Below are 21,059 nucleotides of genomic sequence, written 5' to 3'. Positions count from 1 at the left end.
TTATGTACCATATTTTGTCAATTTTGGTTTTTGTTTATTCTCTCTTTAAATATTTTGAAATATTTTCTAGAGCCAAATATAGTTTAATCTTAAACATTAAAATTAGTTGTCTCAAGGTTGACATACCTTTTGAATACATACCAATAAATTAGTTTTCTATTACAGATATGTCATTTCCATAATCTTGGATTAAATGTTTTGATAGTCCTGTTTTATTACACATAAAAATGTGTACCTCCTATTTTGATAATTGGATTAATACCCTGCTTATCACCATTTTTTAGAAGAATACACATTTTATTTTATAGACTCGATTTTACGGACTTGATAAAAATTTTAATTTTTCTATATCAATTATTTTGATACTTCCTCTTGAAAGTTCTACTATTTTATCATTTTCAAACCTCTTAAGCATTCGACTTATAGCTTCTCGGGCGGAGCCTAAATTGTTAGCTATAGTATCATGAGTTATATTAATGTTTATAGAATCATTTAAATAGTATTGGTCTATTAAAAAATTAGCTACTCTACTATCTAAGCTAAAAAATACAACTTGCTCAAGAACCCACATAATTTGAGACAATTTATCTTGAGTTAAAGTAAGAAAGAAGTTTTGTATGCTAAGATTGTTACTAGAAATTTCCTTGAAAAATTTACTATCAATTATAATAACTGAAGAATCTTTTTCGGCTTCTAAATTGATATCATAAGTAATATCTTGATATACACAAGAAGAAGATAACATACAAATATCACGTTCAAATAATTTAAAAAGAGTAATTTCTTTACCTGAATTTGAAGTCATAAAACTTCTAAGCTGACCATTTAAAACTACTACTATTCCAGTACAAGCTGAATTTTTAGAATGAACTAGTTCACCTTTATTATATTTTTGAATATAACTTGCTGAAATTAAATCTTTTACTTCACTTTCAGATAAATCATTGAAAAATGGTAGTTTATCTTTAAAATACGATTCTATATTTATATGACTCATATTAACACCTCCTAATTAATTATTTTTTTATTATAGAATTTGGAAGTAGTAGAGAACCACCCATAAATAAGACTCCAGTTATAAGTAATCCCGTAAATCCTAAATTGAATAATGATGGAAACTCTGGTGATAAATTAAATAATGTTAATTTACTCATATCTAAGCTTGAAATTAATCCAATTGATTTTAGAGAAGCATATGACATCGAAAATGCAAATGCTCCAGTAAGTCCACCTAAAATAGTACTAATTGCTTTTTTTAAGTTATCTCCTGATGCTGCACCAACACAAGTACCAGGACAAGTTCCAGCACTTCCAAAGCCTAACCCAAATATAATCCCTCCAAGTATAACACCAGTGTTCATAGTTTTAATACTTAAATGATCTAAGTTAAATATTCCTATTAAGTTTGCTAAATATAGGAGTACACTTGAAAAACCTATCGCAAATAATATAACTTTAGCTAAATGTAAATCTTCTAATCTTAACATAGATAATAATTTTTTTGGGCTTGTAGCTCCAACTTTATATAAAGCATATCCAAAGAATGCTCCAAGTAATATGGCAAGTAATATTTTCATATTATTTTCTCCTAACTTCTTATTAATATTTGAATTTCTTAACTAAAATAGCAGTTGGTATAGCAACCGCAAATACAACACCTGCAAATACATATCCACTAACACTTGATTGCATCATACCACTCATCATGTGCCCACTAGTACATCCATCAGCTAATCTAGCTCCATATAATAGTAAAAATCCACCTATAAAGCTAGGTAAGTATTTTTGTATAAAGTTTTTATTTGTATTTACCTTACAGATATCCTCTGAATATAGCTTATTTTCTTTTTTATTCCTAGTTGCATGACCTATAAAACTACCCAATGGTATTGCTAGTACAAATATAAAATCATAATTAATAGGATTTTTTATTGATTTAGCTAATTTACCATCTGATTTATCATAATACTCATTTGCACTTTTATATCCAGTTTCTCTTTCATTATCTTCTTGTATTATACCTTGCTCCACAGTACTATGAATTATACCTGATAGAACTGAAAATTGGGTAGATACTCCTATTGGCTTAATTAATAAAACTGATATAAAAAATGATAAACCTAATATAATTGCTCCTTTTAACCATTTTTGATTATTCATGATTACCTCCTAAAATATTGTAATACTATTTTACTTTTTCTTTGATATATAGCTCGATATTCCACCTTTTAAGTTATAAACACTATTAAATCCATTTCTAGATAATATTTTTGCAGCAGAATTACTTCTTGCACCTGATGCACAATAAACAACTATAGTAGAATTCTTATATAAATCTAAAGTGTTTAATTTAGATTTTAATTCATGTACAGGTATATTTTTAGACTTTGGAATATTGAAAGTACTGTATTCTCCTGATGTTCTAACGTCTAATATTAATGTTTTTTTGTTATTTTTTAAAAGTATGTTTAATTCCATACCATCAATATTCTCATGTTTACTGCCTTTGAAAAGTTCTGAAAAAAAACTCATATTAATTTCTCCTTTCTAGTTATAAATTTTGATTGAGGTTTATGTTTTTTATTATAGTTTAAAAAAATAAAAAGTTATGTGATTAAGTTACAGATTAAAATATGGATTTAGAATATGATAAAGATGTGTTAAAAAAATATCAGAAAATTTTACAATATATAAAAAGGAGATACTTTTATGAATAAAAAGATTATTATAGTAGGTGGAGTTGCAGGGGGAGCATCAACTGCGGCTAGATTAAGACGTTTAGATGAAAAGGCTCAAATTATAATGTTTGAAAAAGGTGAATATATATCATTTGCAAATTGTGGTCTTCCATATTATATAGGAGGAAGCATAAATGAAAGAGAAAAGCTAATAGTTCAAACTGTAGAAACAATGAGTTTAAAGTTTAATTTAGATATAAGAAACTTAAGTGAAGTTATAAAAATAGATAAAGAAAATAAAAGTGTAAGTGTAAAAAACCACAAAACAGGCGAAACGTATGAAGAAAGTTATGATGTATTAGTACTTTCTCCAGGAGCCAAGCCTATAAAACCGCCTATTTCAGGTATAAATGAATGCAAAAACTTATTTACACTTAGAAATATACCAGATACAGATAAAATAAAAGCATATGTAGATAATAATAAACCAAAACATGCAGTGGTTATAGGTGGAGGGTTTATTGGTCTTGAAATGGCAGAAAATCTTCATGATAAGGGTATAAAACTTACTTTAGTAGAAGCAAGTGAACAAGTTATGGCACCATTAGATATAGAAATGGTAAGTGTGATACATGATCATTTAATAAGTAAAGATATTGAGTTGATTTTAAAAGACGGAGTTAAATTTTTTTCTGAAAATGGAAATAAAGTAATATTATCCAGTGGAAAAGAAATAAAAACAGATATGATAATACTATCTATTGGAGTTAAGCCAGAAACAACTATAGCGAAAGAAGCAGGACTTAAGTTAAATGAAAGAGGAGCTATAATAGTTGATAATTATATGAAAACCTCTGATGAGAATATATATGCACTTGGAGATGCGGTAGAGATAACTGATTTTATAAATAAAAAACCTACAATGATTCCCCTAGCTTGGCCAGCAAATAGGCAAGGAAGATTGGTAGCTGATAATATATGTGGAAGAGATATCACTTACCAAGGAACATTAGGTTCATCAGTAGCAAAAGTATTTGATTATACAGTTGCTACTACTGGAAATAATGAAAAAACATTAAAAAGAATAGGTCTAGATTATAAAGCTATTCATATACATCCGGGATCTCATGCTGGATATTATCCAGGAGCATTTCCTATATCTCTTAAGATGACTTTCGACCCTAAGACAGGAAAGATTTTTGGAGCTCAAGGAGTTGGAATAGAAGGGGTTGAAAAACGTATAGATGTATTAGCTACAGCAATAAAAGGTGGTCTTACTGTATTTGATTTACCAGATATAGAAACTTGCTACGCTCCACCATATAACTCAGCTAAAGATCCAGTTAATATGTTAGGATATTATGCATCAAATATTATAGAGGATCTGGTTGAGATAGTACAATGGAATGAAGTTGACAATATAATAGCTGATAGTGGTGTAATAATAGATGTAAGAGAAGAGTTTGAATTAGCTACTGGAAAAATTCCAAATTCTATGCACATACCATTAGGTCAGCTAAGAGATAGACTAAATGAAATACCAAAAAATAAAAAGTTATATGCTACTTGCCAAATTGGACTTAGAGGATATGTTGCTTGTAGAATACTTGAACAACATGGGCTTAAGTGTATTAACATAGATGGTGGAGTAAAAACATATTTAGCAGTAAAAAGAGCAGAAGAAAGCATAAATAAACAGAATAAAAGTGAGAAAATAAATACAAATAGTGAGGATTTTGATATGGATATGGAAAACATAGATATAGCAAAAATAGATGCTAATGTTACACTAGATGCATGTGGACTTCAATGCCCAGGACCAATAAGAAGAGTATTTGAAGAAATCAACAAAATGCAAGAAGGTCAAATATTAGAAGTTAGAGCAAGTGATCCAGGATTTAGCAGGGATATACAATCTTGGTGTGAAAAGACAAGAAATACATTAATGAAGGCTGAGTTTGATAAGACAAAGAAAGCATTTGTAGCATATATTAGAAAAGGACTAACTGTATTAAATGTAAATCCATCTTGCAATATAAATCAAAGTGATAAAAATGGAGCAACACTAGTAGTATTTAGTGGAGATTTAGATAAGGCTATAGCGTCATTTATAATTGCAACTGGAGCTGCATCTATGGGTAAAGAGGTAACTATGTTCTTCACATTCTGGGGACTTAATATATTAAAGAGAAAAGATAAGCCGAATGTATCAAAAGATACTATGGAAAAAATGTTCGATATTATGTTACCATCTCATACAGGTAAATTACCATTATCTCAAATGAACATGGCTGGAATGGGACCTAAGATGATAAACCAAATAATGAAAAAGCACAACGTTGATGACTTAGATACTTTAATAAAAAATGCTATGGATATGGGTGTAAAAGTTGTGGCATGTACGATGAGTATGGATTTAATGGGAATAAAGTCAGAAGAGTTTATAGATGGTGTTGATTTAGGAGGAGTAGCTTCATATTTAGGTGCTACTGAAGATGCTGGATTGAATCTATTTGTATAAGTTTAAATTAAAAATATATTTGTGATATTATCACAGATATATTTTTTTATTATCATAAAATATAAACATCTTAGCAAGACAATAAAAATTATGGAGGATATACAAATGGCACAAGCACTTAATAATAGCAATTTAACAAGGATGTAGAAAAAAATGAGGTTGCTGTAGTTGACTTTTTTGCAATAGCGAATTTCTTGTATTTACATAAAAGAGAGTATCTCATTTATGATTTTCAAAAATCATTTTAAGACACTCCCTTTCTATATTTTTAAGATTAATTTAAATCTATTAAAATTTCATTTACTATAGATTTTGCATCACTTATTATATATTTTGGATCAACCTCATAAAACTCCCTATCTATAAATCTATCAATCTTTTCTATACTCTCTATAGAATCACTTGTAACAAATAACACTATAGATGCATCTTCTATATCATATATAGAAAGTTCATTTTTTATACTTCCATCACTTTGAATTTCATAAACTAAGTCAAACCCTAAAATATTTGCAGCTTCTTTAAGAGAATTTGAACTTTTTTCACTTTCACAAACTGCTACTATCTTTTTATTCATATTTCAGATACCTCACTAATTCTACTCCGGTACAATCATCACTATACACTTTGCTTGTTTAACTACACTTGCTGTTACTGAACCTATCATTCTTGTTAGACCTTTTTTAGTAGATTTTGTCATAACTATAATATCTACATTATCTTCTTTTGCTTTTCTAATTATTTCATCTCCTGGATAACCAAAAGTAAAATGAACTTTAACATCATACTCTCCCATTATCTCTGCTGCTCTGTCCAGGATTCGTCTTCCTAAGTTTTCAGAATTCTTTATCTCTTCAGCTAGGGATATGCCATCAATAAATACTAGTTCTTTTACATTCATTATTTCCACTTCGACTTCATCTTTTTTGAATATTCCTTGTATAAATTCCAAAGAATGCATACTTCTTTCTGTTCCATCAATTGGTACTAATATTTTCTTTTTATTCATGTCACATCTTCCTTTCTTACTTTAGAATAATTAAGTAAAATATATATTTTAAGCTATAAAAATATATAATAAATCTTTACTCTAGGAATAAATATTAATAATATATATAATAATTTTAATATTTATTATTGTGTTAATTTTATAATATTTGACTAATAGTGTCAATGAACAAAATTGTAATTAAAAAAATAAAGGGTATTAAACCGTAAAAGCATTTTCTCTCAACAAATCCCTTAAAATTTCCTCTGGAACAGGTTTAGAGAAATAATACCCTTGTAAATATTCACAATTCATAGACTTTAAATCTTTAGCGTATTCAATGGTTTCAACACCTTCTGCTACAGGTTTCATATTTAATTTATTTATAAGCGATATAATAGTTTCAACTGTGAGCTTATGCTTACTATCTTCATTCATAGACCAAATCAGACTCTTATCTAACTTAATTACTGAAAATGGTAAGGAAAGCATATTCGTAACTCCAGAATAACCAATTCCAAAATCGTCAAGTGCAAATTTAACCCCTAAATCAATTAATTTTTCCATGGTCTCTCTAATTGTATTAAATGAACCTGATGCCACAGTTTCTGTAATTTCAAATTTAAATTTAGTTGGTGACACATTGTATTTTTTCATAATATTAAACAAATCATCAGCCAAATTCTTCTGCATACATTGTACTACAGAAAGATTAACAGCTATGGTGTCTAGCTTTAAATCTTCAAAATCATCACTAGCTATAAATTTACATACCTTCTCAAAAACCACTAACCCAATTGAATTAATAAGACCTGTCTGCTCTGCAATTGGTATAAATTCATCTGGTGGTATAAACCCTAGTTCTTTATGTTCTAGCCTAATCAAAGCCTCAGCTAAAGCAAATCTATCTTTACTAGTAGAAAATATAGGCTGATAATATACATCAAAACCATCATTTTCTAGAGCTTCTTTCAAACAATTTTTTATTATATGTTTTTTCTTTATCTTTTCACTTATAGACGCATCTGCATAAATAACTTGTCTTGATTCAGAGCGTTTTGCTTCATGTATAGAGAAGTCAATTGCAACTATAACATCTTCTGTCGTTTCAGCATTTTCTGGAAAAGAAACAGCTGCAATACTAGTTGATAAATTAAAACTTATTTCTTCTATCAGCCATGGTTTTTTAAATCTTTCTCTTATCTCATTGATAATTGTCTCTGGAGATATTCCTAACTGACTATTAACAACAATAGAAAATATATCTCCTCCTATTCTATACACATGATTTACATCATGAATATGAATCAAATATTTACCAACTTCTTTTAATGCGATGTCTCCATTTTTAGTCCCAAAAGTTTCATTCATAAATTTGAAATCATCAAGAGCAATTGTAATAATAAATCCTGATTGTTCAGTATTTATATTTAAATCTAGTTCTTGAATAAAGGATTGTCTATTAAGTACACCAGTAAGGTCATCAATGATAAGACCTCGATTCTGCATAGAAAGATATGTCAAAAGTAAACTACATGCACATGCTGTTCCTGTAAGAAGATACTGTAAAAAAATCGCTTGTAAAATAATTGCTATAACTGAAACTATAAGAAAACCTCTAATAGCCCATATTTTAGATTCATGCATTGCTTTTTTGTATTTAAAAGATAAAAATGCCGAATATATTGCATAAAAGAAAAATGATAAAAAAGTTGCAGTATATCCATAGCCACGAACATAACCTGTTTCTTTTGACAATCCAAATAAAATGTGTGTAAAAGGATTAGTTATAGATAAAATTATGCAAATTATAAGTGGTATAGATAAAAATAAAAGCTTTTTTTTCATATATCTAATATCCTGATAAATAATAGCCATGACATAAAATAATACAAGAGCCGCTGGTATCGGCAATAAAAATAAATATATTTGATTCAATAAACCAGTCAAAAAAATTGGAAGTTTATTTATATTATTTAGACAAAGTGAGCCTAAAACATTTGAAATTATGAATAAAAATGAACAAATTAAAAGTGCACAGTATATTTTATTTTGTAAAGTAGGTATAAATTTACTTTTAAAAAAGTATACCATCAAAAAAACAACTATAATTGCAGAAAAAATTTCATATTCTATATGCCATACCATAAACTTACCTCACTATTATTGTTTAATTTTCACTATTTTATTTAATATAATATGTTTACAATCATATTATAATTCATATTGATAGCATATTGAGTAATTTTATGGAAAATTTTTATTTGTATACAATTTTTACCTTAAATCCTCATTAAAGCATTAAACTTATCTCAAGCATTGTTATGTATATAGAAATTAAGCAAATAATTCTTTTGCTTTTGTAGCAATTCTTTCTCCAAATATTACAGCTTTTTCGTCTTGTATTTCTGGCCCTTCAATTGAATGTACATGTCCTAAATGTATAAATGGTTTTCCTAAAGAACCACCTCCAGAGTACACAAGCATTCCCTTAACCATTAAATGCCCTACTATAGTAAGAATTGCAACATCAGGACCGCCACAGACATAGTCACATGTAGCAAAAACTGCTCCCAACTTGCCAGCTAGATTTATCTTTTTTGAATCCTCATCAAACCATTTTTTTACTTCCCAAGTTGTATTAGCTAAATATGTTGGTGTTCCAAATATTACTGCTTTACTTTCATTTAAATACTCTGTATCAATACTATCAAATCTCATAAGTCTAACTTCTATTCCTTCTACATTTTTAGCACCATCTTCTATTAACTTAGCTACTCTTTCTGTGTTTCCACTTCTTGTTTGATATAATATTGTAATTTTCAATTTCAATCCCTCCTTAATGTGTAATAAAAATAATTTATTATATGTCAAATTATAGCACTTATTTTACTATCCTACAAAGGACTATCCAATTATTTTTTAATTAACTATTTTATATTAAAAAATCCCCAAACTCACCTTTAACTTGTTTATTTCAATCTCAACTATATCTGATATATCTTCAAAAGACATGCCTCTATCATGAAGTTTTCCTGCAATTTTGATTTTTGCATTTTCTTCTCCTTTTTTAATCAAAGCTCTATTTTCTTTTTCTATTACATTTCTAACATATCTTTTTGCAAATGGCTCATTCCCGTCGCATAAATCTTTATATTTTTCTTTATCTCCTTTGACAAAACTAAGTGCTCTTTTATCTTGTTTAACAGCCTCTGTACAAATTTCTTCTGTTTGTTCTTTCACAAATTTTAGAGCCATTCCATATTGTCTCACTGCTTTCAAGCATATTCCAACAGTCTGTTCCTTTACAAATTCTAAAGCCATACCATTTTGTCTTACTGCTCTTAAACATATTGTTTCTGTCTGATTTTTTACAAACTTCAAATCAAGCCCATTTTGTCTTACTGCCTCCATGCATATTTCTTCAGTCTGATTTTCCACCCATTTTAAATTATAACTACATTGTTTAACTGCTTCCATACATATCTTATCTGTTTGATTTTTTACTCTTGCTAATCCAAACTCACTATTTCTAACCGCTTCTATACATATTTCTTCTGTTTGCTCTTTTACAAATGCTAAGGCTGTACCATTTTTTTCAACAGCTCTTAAACATAATTCTTCTGTCTGATTTTCTATATATTTTAATGCTGTTCCATCTTGGCTAAGTGCTAACATACATATTTCTTCTGTTGGCTCTTCCACAAATTCTAACATTCTCCAATCTTGCTTGACTGCTTCCATGCAAATTTTTTCTGTTTGATTATCAACACATTTTATCGCATTACAATTTTGTTTAACAGCCTCCAGACATATCTTTTCTGTTTGATTTTTTATGTATATTAAATTTAACCCATTTTGCTTTACTATTTCTAAATATTCGTCTTCTGTTTTATTGTCAAAGTCATTGTTATCTATTGATTCAAATATATCATTTTTATTCTCTTGCATATCTTGAACTCACTCCTTATAAATTTTATAAAATTCAATAAATTTACTCTTATTTTTATTCTATCAAATAATATAAGAATTTTTCAGTCTTGTTTTTTTTTATAAAATCATTTGTATGTTAAAAAATAAATTAATTGCTTCAATTCCAGTATACAATACCCAAAATATGTGGTATATTTTAACTATAATATATTTTTATATATTACAGTTGAGATATTTAAAGTTAAATTTATATAAAATATCTTTATTTATATATCATTTAGATTGGATATATTTTTTATTTTCTTTTTTAGTTTTTCGGGTTAGTAAGGGGTTAGTAATTTAGATTTTCATAGGAAATTATTTTTAAAATTAGTTTTTATTTATAGCTAATTTATTTATGTTGTAATTAAATAAAACTAAATATAATTTAAATAATTCCTTGAGATAAATTTAATAAAACTTAGAGTCCTTATCTAAGCTTAAAATACTAAAATTATTAGGAGGATATAAATTATGGACCAAATTAAGCGCTTACACGAATTGCAACAAAAGTCATACTTAACTAAAGAAGAGTTTGAGGAGTTAAAAAACAACACATATATTGAAAAATTTGAATTGAGAGATGAATGTGACAACTCTTATATTTATAATTTTTACACTAATGATAAATGTAATGATATAAAGTTTATAAAATCACAATTTATTGTTACTCTTATAAAAAACGGTTTCTTATGTGATTGTGGTGGTGTATTTAGACAAAAGAAAATAGTTGATGAATATGATTACGGATATAATGCTATATATAAATGTGATTCTTGTGGAAAAGAACTTGATAAAGAAGTAGAAAATTATGATTAAATAACAAAAGAACTATTCAAAACAGTTTTTATAAATGTTAGATAAAAGTCACTCTAATTTTGAACGATACCCCTCTTAGGAGACAGTTAAAATATGTAAAACTGTCTAAAACTAGGAGGGTTTTGTTATGTCCAAAATTAATTAATCTTAATTAAAGTCATCTTAATTGTTTAATTCAATTTCATACTTTTTTATTTTCTTATACAAAAGACTTTTGTGTATTCCCATAACCTCTGCTGCCTTAGAACATTTCCAATTGTACTTCCTTAACACATCAATAATTAAACTCTTCTCATAATTTTCAACCATTTCATGAATTGAGCAATTACTATCCACATTACATTGAGCCACTCTGCTGATATTATCCATTTTAGATGGAAGGTCACACATCATAATGACCATATCATCACTTACAGCATAGGCGCTTTTTATTACATTTTGTAGTTCTCTTATATTTCCTGGCCAAATATAGTTAATAAAACAATTTTTAACCTTATCACTTAAAACCTTCAATTCCTTATATTCAACATTTAATTTATTTAATATATAATTTGCTAGCAATAAAATATCATCTTGTCTATCCTTTAATTCCATCATATGAATATTTATTACATTTAACCTATAGTATAAGTCTTCTCTAAATAATCCCTCTTCAACCATTTTACTTAAATTCTTTCTTGTAGCAGAGATTACTCTTACATCTATCTTTATAGTTTTAAGACCTCCAACTGGTTCTATCTCACTTTCCTGAAGAACTCTTAAAAGTTTTGCTTGCATGGTCAAAGGCATGTCACCTATTTCATCTAAGAAGATTGTACCATTATTCGCAACTAAAAATTTACCTTTTTTGCCGCCTTTTTTTGCTCCTGTAAAAGCTCCTTCGTCATACCCAAATAGCTCTGATTCTAATAATTCTTCTGGTATTGCAGCACAGTTTATACTAACCATGGGTTTGTCTGACCTACTGCTATTATTGTGAATTGCTCTAGCAAAAACTTCTTTACCTGTGCCAGTTTCACCTGTTAAAAGAACTGAGAAGTTCGTTTTAGAAGCTTTCACACCTGTTTTCTTAAGTTCTATGAAATCTCTATTTTCACCTATGAGCTTGTCAAAACCACAGTTATCCTTAAACTGTTCTTTATAATATTGGAGCTCCATATATTCTGACATTAACTTTTTAGCTACATCAAAGGATTGCAATCTAAATTTAACTTGAGCTACTCCTGCAACTACTTCTCCATTGTCATTTTCCACATAAGACCTACTTACTATTACACTTTTTTCTTTTGTATTTCCACCTGAGTAATGATGTATAGCTCCTTCTTCACAATACTTATCTCTCATAATGTCTAGCATTTTTGTATTTGGTATAATACTTTGTATATTGTGTCCTATTATATCGTCTCTTTCTTTCCCTAAGAAGTCACAATATTTATCGTTAATATCTATGATTACTCCATCTTTATTTACAACAATAAAACCATCATCAGTCATGGATAACACTCTTGCAAATATATCCTTATACCAGTGCTCTTTCATTGTTTCATCCCTCCACTATAACCTTCAGCAAAAATAATAAGTCTTACAATACAATATTATAAGACTTACCATTCTATGTATTCAATGTTTTCTAGAAGTTACCTATTTAATGATTCTATTATTTCAGGTAGAATTTCATATAAATCTCCTACAATTCCATAGTCACATATACTGAAAATAGGGGCTTTGGAATCTTTATTTATAGCAACTATATATTTAGAATCACTCATACCTGCTAAATGCTGTATTGCTCCAGATATCCCACATGCAATGTATAACTCTGGTCTAACAGTAGTTCCTGTTTGTCCCACTTGATGAGAATGCTCTATCCACCCTGAATCTACTGCCGCTCTTGAAGCACCAATCTCTGCCCCCAATTTATCCGCCAATTCTTTTATTAGTTCAAATCCTTCTGCCTTCTTTAATCCTCTTCCTGCTGATACTATTATTCTAGCATCAGTTAGATTTATGGATTTCTTTTCTTGTGGAAGCATTTCTACTAATCTAGTTCTAATCATTTTTTCATTAAGTTCTGGAGTAATAACCTCTAAAACTCCAGCCTCTGATTCACTTCTTACAGCTTTTGCCATAACCCCTGGACGAACTGTTGACATCTGTGGTCTATTTTTTGGACAAACAATAGTAGCCATTAAATTTCCACCAAAGGCTGGTCTTGTTTGTAATAACTTATTATCCGTTGAATCTATTTCAAGTTTTGTACAGTCAGCAGTTAGACCTGTTCCAACTTTACCTGCAATTCTAGGTGCGATATCTCTTCCTATAGAAGTAGCTCCAACTAGTACAACCTCTGGCTTTTTCTCTTCAATTAAACCTGCTATTGAAATTGCATATCCATCAGTTGTGAAATCTTTAAGAAGAGGGTCGTTGATATAATATGCTTTATCAACACTATAGTGAAGTAACTCCTTTACTTCTTTCTCTACTTCATATCCAGCTATTACAACTGCAAGCTCTTTTCCTAATTGGTCAGCAAGCTTTCTTCCCTCACCAATAAGTTCTATAGTAACAGGATTGATTTTGCCTTCCCTTTGCTCTCCTATTACCCAAACGCCATTATAATCATTTAAATTTATACCTTGATTAACTTTTGCTCTCATCATCTTAACACTCCTATACTAGTTTCAAATCGAATAGTATTTCTACTAATTTCTCAGCTTTTTCCTTTTTATTTATACCTTCGATTATTTCATTATGCTTGTCTTTAACTGGTACAAAAGACTTGTAAACATTTGTAGGTGAACCCTTTAATCCAATTTGAGTTGTATCAACAGCTAAGTCTTCAAGTGTTAACACAGTAATCTTTGCATCTCCATTATTATAAGCTCCTAAGATTCCTTTGACACTTGGATATCTTGGATTATTTAACTCTTTTATAGCAGTTAGTAAAACTGGCATCTTTGCTTCTATTAAATAATCTCCTGTCTCTGTATAACGAGTTACTAGTAATTTATCATCTTGAACCTTTACTTCTTTTGCATAGGTAACCTGTGGTACCCCTAAGAATTCTGCAACCTCTGGTCCAACCTGAGCTGTATCTCCATCTATAGCTTGTCTTCCACAGAATATTACATCATACTTTCCAACCTTCTCTATAGCAGCAGCAATAATTGTAGATGTGGCCCAGGTATCTGAACCACCAAAAGCTCTATCTGAAATTAAGTATGCTTCGTCAGCGCCCATTGCCAAAGCTTCTTTTAAAGCACTTTTAGCCTGAGGAGGTCCCATGCTTATAACCTTAATCACTGCTCCCAGTTCATCTTTTATTTTTAAAGCTTCTTCTAAAGCATTTCTATCATCTGGATTGATTATACTTGGTACACCATCTCTTATTAGGGTACCTGTCTCTTTATTTATTTTAACTTCATTAGTATCTGGAACTTGCTTTAAGCAAACAACTATATTCATGCTCTTCCTCCTATCCTAGTACTGCTCTTGAAATAACAACCTTGTGTATTTCTGAAGTACCTTCATAAATTTCTGTTATCTTGGCATCTCTGTACATTCTCTCTAATGGATAATCCTTCATATATCCATATCCTCCATGGATTTGAAGAGCTAGGTTTGTAACCTCTCTTGCAGTACGTGACGCATTGTATTTTGCCATAGCAGCTTCTTTAGTATGTTTTTCTCCTCTAGCTTTTAAGTCTGCAGCATAATATACCAACAACTTTGCTGATTCCACCATAGTCGCCATATCTGCTATATACCATTGAATACCTTGCAAAGCTGAAATTGGTTTGCCAAACTGAACTCTTTCTTTAGAATATTTGATACTTTCTTCTAAAGCCCCTTCAGCAATTCCTACAGCTTGAGCTCCAACTCCAATTCTTGCTCCATCTAGGCAAGTCATAGCTATGTTAAAGCCTTTTCCTTCTTTTCCTAATAAATTAGACTTTGGAACTCTACAGTTATCAAATATTAACTCTGCAGTTTCTGAACCATGGATACCCATTTTTTCTTCAATTTTTCCTATTGAAAAACCTGGAGTCCCTTTGTCAACGATGATAGCAGACATTCCCTTTATTCCCTTTGATGGCTCTGTCAATGCAAATATTATTAATGATTCTGCTTGACCTCCACCAGAAATAAAGCACTTAGTCCCATTTAAGACATATTCATCAGTTGCTTCATCAATGATTGCAGTTGTTGCAGCTCTTGCGGCATCTGAACCAGCATTAGGCTCAGTTAAAGCAAAAGCACCTACACACCCACCTTCAGCCATCATCGGAAGGTATTTTTTCTTTTGTTCCTCAGTACCAAATTTTAAAATAGCTTGAGCATATATTGTGTGTATTGATAATATTGCTGCAGATGCTGCACATTTTTTGGCAACCTCAGTAACAACAATTACCTTTTCTATATCTGCTCCACCAGAACCACCATACTCTACAGGTGTTCCAATACCATTAAAGCCTATTTTAGCCATTTTGCTAAAAAGCTCTCTTGGAAAAATACCTGTTCTATCAGTTTCAGCAGCTATTGGTGCTATTTCCTTCTCTGCAAATTCTTTTGCTACTCTTTGAAGCATTAATTGTGCTTCTGTTAATCTAAAATCCATAAAATTTCCTCCTATTTATTAACGTACTTCACATGTTTCTTTATTCATTGCTACAATTCCAGACTCAATTAGAACTTCTATATCAGAATCACTGTATCCAAGTTCTCTCAATATCTCATCTGAATGTTCTCCTATAAGTGGAGCATCACAAGTCATGTTAACTTCAATATTTCCAAACTTAACTGGAGTGGATGCAAGCATTGTCTTATTTCCATTTTTACTTGTATGTTCATATATATAGTTATTAGCAATAGCCTGTTCATCAGTTACTACATCATTAACATGTTGAATTCTTTCATGGGCTATATCCGCAGTAGTAAGCTTTTCAACCATCTCATTTTGAGTGAATTTTGCAAATTCACCATCCAAAATATTAATAAGCTCTGTAGCATTTTTCTTACTTTCTACTGAAGATGCAAATTTTTCTTCTTTTATTAAATCTTCTCTTCCAAATAATCTGCAAAGTGCCTCAAAATATCTTTCATGCTCTAGGATACTTAAGAATATCCACTTTCCATCCTTACAACGATAAGAGTTTATTACTGGAGAAATAGCATTTTTTCTAGTTTTTGGATACTCATCGCTAAACTGTGTAGATGCTAATAAAGATGATGCATTCCATATTGCTTGTCCAAATAAAGATGCCATTACTTTTTGTCCTTTTCCAGTCTTAGCTTGTTGATACAAAGCTGCACATATACCTCCAGATAAACTACAAGAAGTTGTGGCATCTCCAAAGGCTATAGGTGGGTTTATTGGGCTTGTATCCTTCTCTGCGATATCAAGCATAGCTCCACTTCTTGCCCAAAAGGCAACTGTATCAAAACCTGCATTATCCTTAGCAGGTCCAAAATCGCCAAAACCATTTATTTGTCCCCAGATAAGATGTGGATGCTTTTTGCTTAATGATTCATAGTCAAGACCTAGTCTTTTTAATGCTCCTGTTCTATAGCTTGAAACAAATACGTTTGCTTCACTTAAAAGCTTATCCATAATTTCAATTCCAGTTTCACTCTTAAGATTTATAGACAAACCTCTTTTATTTGAATTATATGTGCTGTAGAAAGGATTATTATAATCATCTATTGGCATTGTCATTGTTGCCCCTGTCTTTCTTCCTGGGTCTCCAAAGCTTGGCTCTACCTTAATAACATCAGCACCCCAGTCAGCTAATATTTTGGAAGTTCCTGGACCTGCTACAAAATATGTTAAGTCAATGACCTTAACTCCTTCTAATGGTTTATTTAACACTTTCAATTCCTCCTTATACTGTCAACTTGGTATTTTAAATATGGTATTTATGGTATTAAAACATAAAATTTATTGTATATACTTTATATACTTTGAAAATTGATTCTACAATATCAAAATATAATTTATACTTTTTGTCTTTTCTGTTATGGTAATCCTGGGAACATTGTAAACAGAAGAACTGCTACTACGGTTCCAATAATCGGGGTTAAAACAGTTACCCAGAATATTGGCATATAAGCATCCTTATGTGATTCATTACATAGACCATTTGTTACAGTAACGATATATCCATTGTGTGGAAGTGAATCTAATGCTGCTGACGAAATTGCCATAGTTCTAGTTAATGCTGCAGCAGAGACACCCTTAGCTAAAAATACTGGTCCAAGAAGTGGAGCCGCAATTCCAAGTCCACCTGAAGCTGACCCACAGATACCCGCAATAACTGTAGTTCCAACTGCAGCCCCTGCAATAGGAGGTCCAGGAATATTAGTCATAGCATTAACTATGAAGTCAAAACCGACTGCTGATTTTACAACTGAACCAAATGCTACTACAGCACAAGTATTACATATTGCTACTACTGTAGTTTTACATGCATCACCAACATGGCCAACTATTTTTGCATTATCTTGATATTTATTTAACAATAAATATACTAATAAAGCTCCAATAAATACTCCTACCTCAATTGGTACTATTGCTTGTCCATTAATTTTCACATTAATTATTAGGATTGATACTATTAATGGAATTAACGCAATTAGACCATTAGGACCATTTTCTCTCTTAGAATTAGTTGTTGCTACTTCATCAAATGTATCTGATTCATGTGCTATAAAATGCCCACCATTGGCTTTTTCTTTTGAAACCATCTTGTATAAAATGGTGCTTCCAACTATAAACATTACTGCACATGATATAAATCCATTTACTGCTCCAGCCATAATATCTGTCCCTAATGTTGAAGCTGGAATAATATTATGAATCTGAGGTGCCCCTGGTGCAACCATAGCAAAAGTTGAACATCCAAAAGTCAAGGCTGCTGGTATAAATCGTCGTGGCAAATCAGCTTCTTTAAAAATTTCTAAAGCTATCGGAAACACTGCAAAGCTTACAACGAAAACGCTTACTCCTCCATAAGCTAATATTCCACAAGCTATTGGAATAGAAAGTAATGCTTTATCCTTACCAATCCATCTTACAATCATCTTAGCAATAGATTTTGCTCCACCAGTAATCTCCATTATTTTTCCCATTAAGGTACCTGTTAGGAAAATAAAGAAATTTGCCTGAAGAAATTCAACAAATCCTGTCATATAATCCACCTTAAGTGCATCATACACATTTAAATTCCCTGTTATAGCAACTAATAATGAACATACAATTGCTATTATAAAAATATTTACTCCCTTCATAACCATTACAACTAGAAGGGATAGAGCCATGATAATCCCTACTAAACTTATAATTACTCCCGTATTCATAAATTAACTCCTTTTAAAATTAAACTATAAAACTATATGTATTTTTTCACGAAATTTAGATTTTGAATATATTCTATATTTGTTCTAATTTTAGTTATAATAATTACTTATTTTCAAAAATCGGTTTTCTCTTTTCTATAAATGCATCCATGCCTTCTTGCTTATCTCTTGTAGCAAAAGTTAAGCCTGCAATATCTTTCTCTAGTTCAAGAGCATTTTTTAAATCCATATCTATCCCTTTATTAATAGCAACTTTTGCATATCTTATTGCTATTGGTGCTTTTTCAACTATTTGGTTCATCATCTTAATTGTCTCTTCTAAAAGCACATCACTTGGAACCACTTTATTAATAAGACCAATAGATTTAGCTTCTTCTGCGTTTACTTGTCTTCCTGTAAAAATTAATTCCTTGGCTATCCCAGTTCCAACAAGTCTTGATAATCTTTGAGTTCCACCAAAACATGGAATGACTCCTAAATTAACTTCAGGTTGTCCAAATATAGCCTTTTCTGATGCAATTCTAATGTCACAACTCATAGCAAGTTCACATCCACCACCTAATGCATATCCATTGACTGCTGCTATTACTGTTTTCTCAAGAGCTTCAATTTTATCAAAAATTCCTTGGGCATAACCTGCATATTTTCTGCCTTCTTCACTTTTATAGTTTTGCATCTGACGTATATCAGCTCCAGCTACAAAAACTTTACCTTCTCCAGTAATAATAACTCCTAATATTTCCTCCTTTTCTGATACTACATCAATAACTTGAGATAATTCTCTAAGAGTGTCATTGTTAAGAGCATTTAAAGCTTTAGGTCTATTTATAGTAATAACACAGACTTTATCCTTAACTTCCACCTTAAGATTTTTCAAATTTTCCATTACAAATCCCATCATATTCCCCCCATTATGCATTGTTATTTTTTCTACATTTCTTGTTAATATATAATAGCAAGTTCTACGCCAACTTATATTAAATTCCTTTATTTTTGTTAAAAAATTATTTTTTTTGATAAAATAAACAAAATATACATAAATTTCACTTAATTTTTAATCATTTTTAACTTTAGAATTGATTAAATTATAATTCACTAAAGAATTTTTATCCAACAAAACCCATAAAACCATATTTTTGTCTCATTTTCGAGAAAATACTTTAAAAACACAGTCTCATTTTTGAGAATGTAGTCTCATTTTTGATATTTTCATTAAAATAGTTTAAGTTGTATATCCATAAGTTTATTTGCACTAAGTTTATTTGCACTCTAGTAAAAGAGTCTTTATTTAACATATTAGGTAATTTATTTTCTATTAATTTAAATTGTTAATACTTTAGTTTAGTATATCTATGTATATGTTCCAATAGTATAAATTTTTTAACGAAAATAGGAAAAACCACAAAGACTTAATGTCTAAATAGTTTTTCCTATCTTAAATACTCCTGATAATTTTAGATTTGATTTATAATGTTGATTTAATCTTTTATTTGATATTATTCTAAAATTAAATAACTCCACTCTCTTTTAACTCATTTATTTTTCCACCATCAAACCCAAGCCAGCTATTATAAATCTCCTCATTATTTTCTCCTAAAGATGGTGCTGGTACATTAATTTGAGCTTTTGTTGTCATCAACTTAACTGGATTTCCATTGACTTTCATATCTCCTATAATAGGATGTTTAATATCTACAATCATTTCTCTTGCCTTTGCAATATGTTCATTTGTTGTAACATGACCGAGGTCATATATAGGAGCAGCAGGAACTCCTGCTTTCGATATTAAATCAACAGCTTCTTCTATTGTATAGTTGATAGACCATTTTTCTATCTCTGGTTTGAGAGATGCATGGTTTTCACAACGGTTAAGATTTGTATTAAACCTTTCATCTATTAAAAGGTCTTCTCTAAAAAGAACCTTCTTACATAAATTTTCAAAAAGTTTATCATTACCACAACCTATTACAAAATTACCATCGCTTGCTTTAAAAGAATCATAAGGATAAGCCGAGGCATATCTATTTCCCATAAGTTCAGGTTGACCTGAATCAAAATATCTCTGTATACCAGTTTCAAGAGATGATACAACAGAATCAACGAGGGAAACATCTACTCTTTGCCCTTTTCCTATTATCTCTCTAGCATTAAGTGCTGCAAGTATACCAATAGTTAAATTCATTCCACCCAATACATCTCCCATAGCATTACCTACTCTTGTTGGTTCTCCTCCTTCAGTTCCTGTTATACTCATAAGACCACCCATTGCTTGTGCAATAATATCATATCCTGGACGCTCTGAATATGGCCCATAACATCCAAAGCCTGATACAGCTCCATAAATTATTTGATTGTTCACTTTAGCTAGCTCATCGTAACCCAATCCTAGCTTTTCCATAACACCTGGTCTATAATTTTCTACTACAACATCAGCTTGCTTTACCATATCTAAAAATATCTTTTTGCCTTTTTCTGACTTAAGATTTAAAGTTACACCTTTCTTATTTCTATTTATATTTGCATAATATAGACTCTCTCCATTTACAAAAGGTCCAAAACCTCTTGTATCATCACCTTTTTTTGGTACTTCTATTTTTATAACATCAGCCCCAAAATCAGCCAACATCATTGTGCAATATGGCCCTGCAAGAACTCTAGTAAGGTCAAGTACTTTTATATTACTTAATGCTCCCTTTTTCATAACTATACCCCCAATTTATATTAT

Annotated in this window: 19 protein-coding genes; 2 read left to right on the top strand and 17 right to left on the bottom strand. The window is 30.2% G+C overall.

Annotation, left to right across the window (positions count from 1 at the left end; genetic code table 11):
• Positions 1 to 316: 316 nt before the first annotated feature.
• The 4 genes from KGF45_RS14685 to KGF45_RS14670 are packed head-to-tail and all read right to left on the bottom strand — an operon-like array spanning position 317 to position 2,532.
• Positions 317 to 997, bottom strand: a complete 681-nt coding sequence (locus KGF45_RS14685; RefSeq protein WP_227840658.1) for a Crp/Fnr family transcriptional regulator — start codon at positions 995 to 997, stop codon at positions 317 to 319.
• Between the two features lie 19 nt (positions 998 to 1,016).
• Positions 1,017 to 1,577 (bottom strand): DUF6691 family protein, encoded by a 561-nt coding sequence (locus KGF45_RS14680; RefSeq protein WP_227829642.1) that lies wholly within the window; start codon positions 1,575 to 1,577, stop codon positions 1,017 to 1,019.
• Between the two features lie 22 nt (positions 1,578 to 1,599).
• Positions 1,600 to 2,160 carry a YeeE/YedE thiosulfate transporter family protein gene (locus KGF45_RS14675; RefSeq protein WP_227840660.1) on the bottom strand — a complete coding sequence of 187 codons (561 nt, stop codon included), beginning with the start codon at positions 2,158 to 2,160 and terminating at the stop codon, positions 1,600 to 1,602.
• 30 nt (positions 2,161 to 2,190) lie between these two features.
• Positions 2,191 to 2,532: a rhodanese-like domain-containing protein gene (locus tag KGF45_RS14670; RefSeq protein WP_227829644.1), complete on the bottom strand. Its 342-nt coding sequence runs from the start codon at positions 2,530 to 2,532 to the stop codon at positions 2,191 to 2,193.
• 177 nt (positions 2,533 to 2,709) lie between these two features.
• Between KGF45_RS14670 and cdr the strand changes: the two genes are divergently transcribed.
• Complete coding sequence (gene cdr / locus KGF45_RS14665) at positions 2,710 to 5,199, top strand: CoA-disulfide reductase (RefSeq protein ID WP_227842802.1); 2,490 nt, start codon at positions 2,710 to 2,712, stop codon at positions 5,197 to 5,199.
• Between the two features lie 274 nt (positions 5,200 to 5,473).
• Here cdr and KGF45_RS14660 read toward each other — a convergent pair whose 3' ends face one another.
• The 5 genes from KGF45_RS14660 to KGF45_RS14640 form a co-directional block, all read right to left on the bottom strand.
• Positions 5,474 to 5,776 (bottom strand): PTS sugar transporter subunit IIBC, encoded by a 303-nt coding sequence (locus tag KGF45_RS14660; protein ID WP_227829646.1) that lies wholly within the window; start codon positions 5,774 to 5,776, stop codon positions 5,474 to 5,476.
• 21 nt (positions 5,777 to 5,797) lie between these two features.
• Positions 5,798 to 6,208, bottom strand: a complete 411-nt coding sequence (locus KGF45_RS14655; RefSeq protein ID WP_227433366.1) for a universal stress protein — start codon at positions 6,206 to 6,208, stop codon at positions 5,798 to 5,800.
• A gap of 198 nt (positions 6,209 to 6,406) precedes the next feature.
• Positions 6,407 to 8,335 carry an EAL domain-containing protein gene (locus tag KGF45_RS14650; protein WP_227842801.1) on the bottom strand — a complete coding sequence of 643 codons (1,929 nt, stop codon included), beginning with the start codon at positions 8,333 to 8,335 and terminating at the stop codon, positions 6,407 to 6,409.
• Positions 8,336 to 8,524: 189 nt separating this feature from the next.
• Complete coding sequence (locus KGF45_RS14645; RefSeq protein WP_227829648.1) at positions 8,525 to 9,013, bottom strand: flavodoxin domain-containing protein; 489 nt, start codon at positions 9,011 to 9,013, stop codon at positions 8,525 to 8,527.
• 114 nt (positions 9,014 to 9,127) lie between these two features.
• A complete protein-coding gene (locus KGF45_RS14640) occupies positions 9,128 to 10,138 on the bottom strand; it encodes a DUF4116 domain-containing protein (RefSeq protein ID WP_227842800.1) in 1,011 nt (336 codons plus the stop codon).
• 495 nt (positions 10,139 to 10,633) lie between these two features.
• Between KGF45_RS14640 and KGF45_RS14635 the strand changes: the two genes are divergently transcribed.
• A complete protein-coding gene (locus tag KGF45_RS14635; RefSeq protein WP_227433370.1) occupies positions 10,634 to 10,978 on the top strand; it encodes a hypothetical protein in 345 nt (114 codons plus the stop codon).
• Positions 10,979 to 11,140: 162 nt separating this feature from the next.
• Here the strand turns inward: KGF45_RS14635 and KGF45_RS14630 are convergent, their stop codons facing one another.
• From KGF45_RS14630 to KGF45_RS14595, 8 genes are all read right to left on the bottom strand, one after another.
• Complete coding sequence (locus KGF45_RS14630; RefSeq protein WP_227829650.1) at positions 11,141 to 12,517, bottom strand: sigma-54 interaction domain-containing protein; 1,377 nt, start codon at positions 12,515 to 12,517, stop codon at positions 11,141 to 11,143.
• Between the two features lie 98 nt (positions 12,518 to 12,615).
• On the bottom strand, positions 12,616 to 13,635 hold the full coding sequence (locus KGF45_RS14625) for an electron transfer flavoprotein subunit alpha/FixB family protein (RefSeq protein WP_413841237.1): 1,020 nt from the start codon (positions 13,633 to 13,635) through the stop codon (positions 12,616 to 12,618).
• 13 nt (positions 13,636 to 13,648) lie between these two features.
• A complete protein-coding gene (locus tag KGF45_RS14620) occupies positions 13,649 to 14,443 on the bottom strand; it encodes an electron transfer flavoprotein subunit beta/FixA family protein (protein ID WP_227829652.1) in 795 nt (264 codons plus the stop codon).
• Positions 14,444 to 14,453: 10 nt separating this feature from the next.
• Positions 14,454 to 15,596, bottom strand: coding sequence for an acryloyl-CoA reductase (acrC, locus tag KGF45_RS14615; RefSeq protein ID WP_227829653.1), 1,143 nt, complete (start codon positions 15,594 to 15,596; stop codon positions 14,454 to 14,456).
• A gap of 18 nt (positions 15,597 to 15,614) precedes the next feature.
• On the bottom strand, positions 15,615 to 16,847 hold the full coding sequence (locus tag KGF45_RS14610) for a CaiB/BaiF CoA transferase family protein (protein WP_227842799.1): 1,233 nt from the start codon (positions 16,845 to 16,847) through the stop codon (positions 15,615 to 15,617).
• Between the two features lie 146 nt (positions 16,848 to 16,993).
• Positions 16,994 to 18,334 carry a GntP family permease gene (locus KGF45_RS14605; RefSeq protein WP_227829655.1) on the bottom strand — a complete coding sequence of 447 codons (1,341 nt, stop codon included), beginning with the start codon at positions 18,332 to 18,334 and terminating at the stop codon, positions 16,994 to 16,996.
• Positions 18,335 to 18,437: 103 nt separating this feature from the next.
• A complete protein-coding gene (locus tag KGF45_RS14600) occupies positions 18,438 to 19,232 on the bottom strand; it encodes an enoyl-CoA hydratase-related protein (protein ID WP_227842798.1) in 795 nt (264 codons plus the stop codon).
• Between the two features lie 609 nt (positions 19,233 to 19,841).
• Positions 19,842 to 21,035 carry a CaiB/BaiF CoA transferase family protein gene (locus KGF45_RS14595; RefSeq protein WP_227842797.1) on the bottom strand — a complete coding sequence of 398 codons (1,194 nt, stop codon included), beginning with the start codon at positions 21,033 to 21,035 and terminating at the stop codon, positions 19,842 to 19,844.
• Positions 21,036 to 21,059 lie beyond the last annotated feature (24 nt).

This window comes from Clostridioides sp. ZZV14-6154, assembly GCF_020657785.1.
GTDB lineage: Bacteria > Bacillota > Clostridia > Peptostreptococcales > Peptostreptococcaceae > Clostridioides.
Note: the sequence above shows the minus strand (reverse complement) of the source record. Positions and strands in the feature narration are given on the sequence as shown.

Bases quoted from the DNA above. Each gene is read 5' to 3' on its own strand.
- KGF45_RS14685 (WP_227840658.1), bottom strand. From the start codon at position 997: ATGAGTCATATAAATATAGAATCGTATTTTAAAGATAAACTACCATTT.
- KGF45_RS14680 (WP_227829642.1), bottom strand. From the start codon at position 1,577: ATGAAAATATTACTTGCCATATTACTTGGAGCATTCTTTGGATATGCT.
- KGF45_RS14675 (WP_227840660.1), bottom strand. From the start codon at position 2,160: ATGAATAATCAAAAATGGTTAAAAGGAGCAATTATATTAGGTTTATCA.
- KGF45_RS14670 (WP_227829644.1), bottom strand. From the start codon at position 2,532: ATGAGTTTTTTTTCAGAACTTTTCAAAGGCAGTAAACATGAGAATATT.
- cdr (WP_227842802.1), top strand. From the start codon at position 2,710: ATGAATAAAAAGATTATTATAGTAGGTGGAGTTGCAGGGGGAGCATCA.
- KGF45_RS14660 (WP_227829646.1), bottom strand. From the start codon at position 5,776: ATGAATAAAAAGATAGTAGCAGTTTGTGAAAGTGAAAAAAGTTCAAAT.
- KGF45_RS14655 (WP_227433366.1), bottom strand. From the start codon at position 6,208: ATGAATAAAAAGAAAATATTAGTACCAATTGATGGAACAGAAAGAAGT.
- KGF45_RS14650 (WP_227842801.1), bottom strand. From the start codon at position 8,335: ATGGTATGGCATATAGAATATGAAATTTTTTCTGCAATTATAGTTGTT.
- KGF45_RS14640 (WP_227842800.1), bottom strand. From the start codon at position 10,138: ATGCAAGAGAATAAAAATGATATATTTGAATCAATAGATAACAATGAC.
- KGF45_RS14635 (WP_227433370.1), top strand. From the start codon at position 10,634: ATGGACCAAATTAAGCGCTTACACGAATTGCAACAAAAGTCATACTTA.
- KGF45_RS14630 (WP_227829650.1), bottom strand. From the start codon at position 12,517: ATGAAAGAGCACTGGTATAAGGATATATTTGCAAGAGTGTTATCCATG.
- KGF45_RS14625 (WP_413841237.1), bottom strand. From the start codon at position 13,635: ATGAGAGCAAAAGTTAATCAAGGTATAAATTTAAATGATTATAATGGC.
- KGF45_RS14620 (WP_227829652.1), bottom strand. From the start codon at position 14,443: ATGAATATAGTTGTTTGCTTAAAGCAAGTTCCAGATACTAATGAAGTT.
- acrC (WP_227829653.1), bottom strand. From the start codon at position 15,596: ATGGATTTTAGATTAACAGAAGCACAATTAATGCTTCAAAGAGTAGCA.
- KGF45_RS14605 (WP_227829655.1), bottom strand. From the start codon at position 18,334: ATGAATACGGGAGTAATTATAAGTTTAGTAGGGATTATCATGGCTCTA.
- KGF45_RS14600 (WP_227842798.1), bottom strand. From the start codon at position 19,232: ATGGGATTTGTAATGGAAAATTTGAAAAATCTTAAGGTGGAAGTTAAG.
- KGF45_RS14595 (WP_227842797.1), bottom strand. From the start codon at position 21,035: ATGAAAAAGGGAGCATTAAGTAATATAAAAGTACTTGACCTTACTAGA.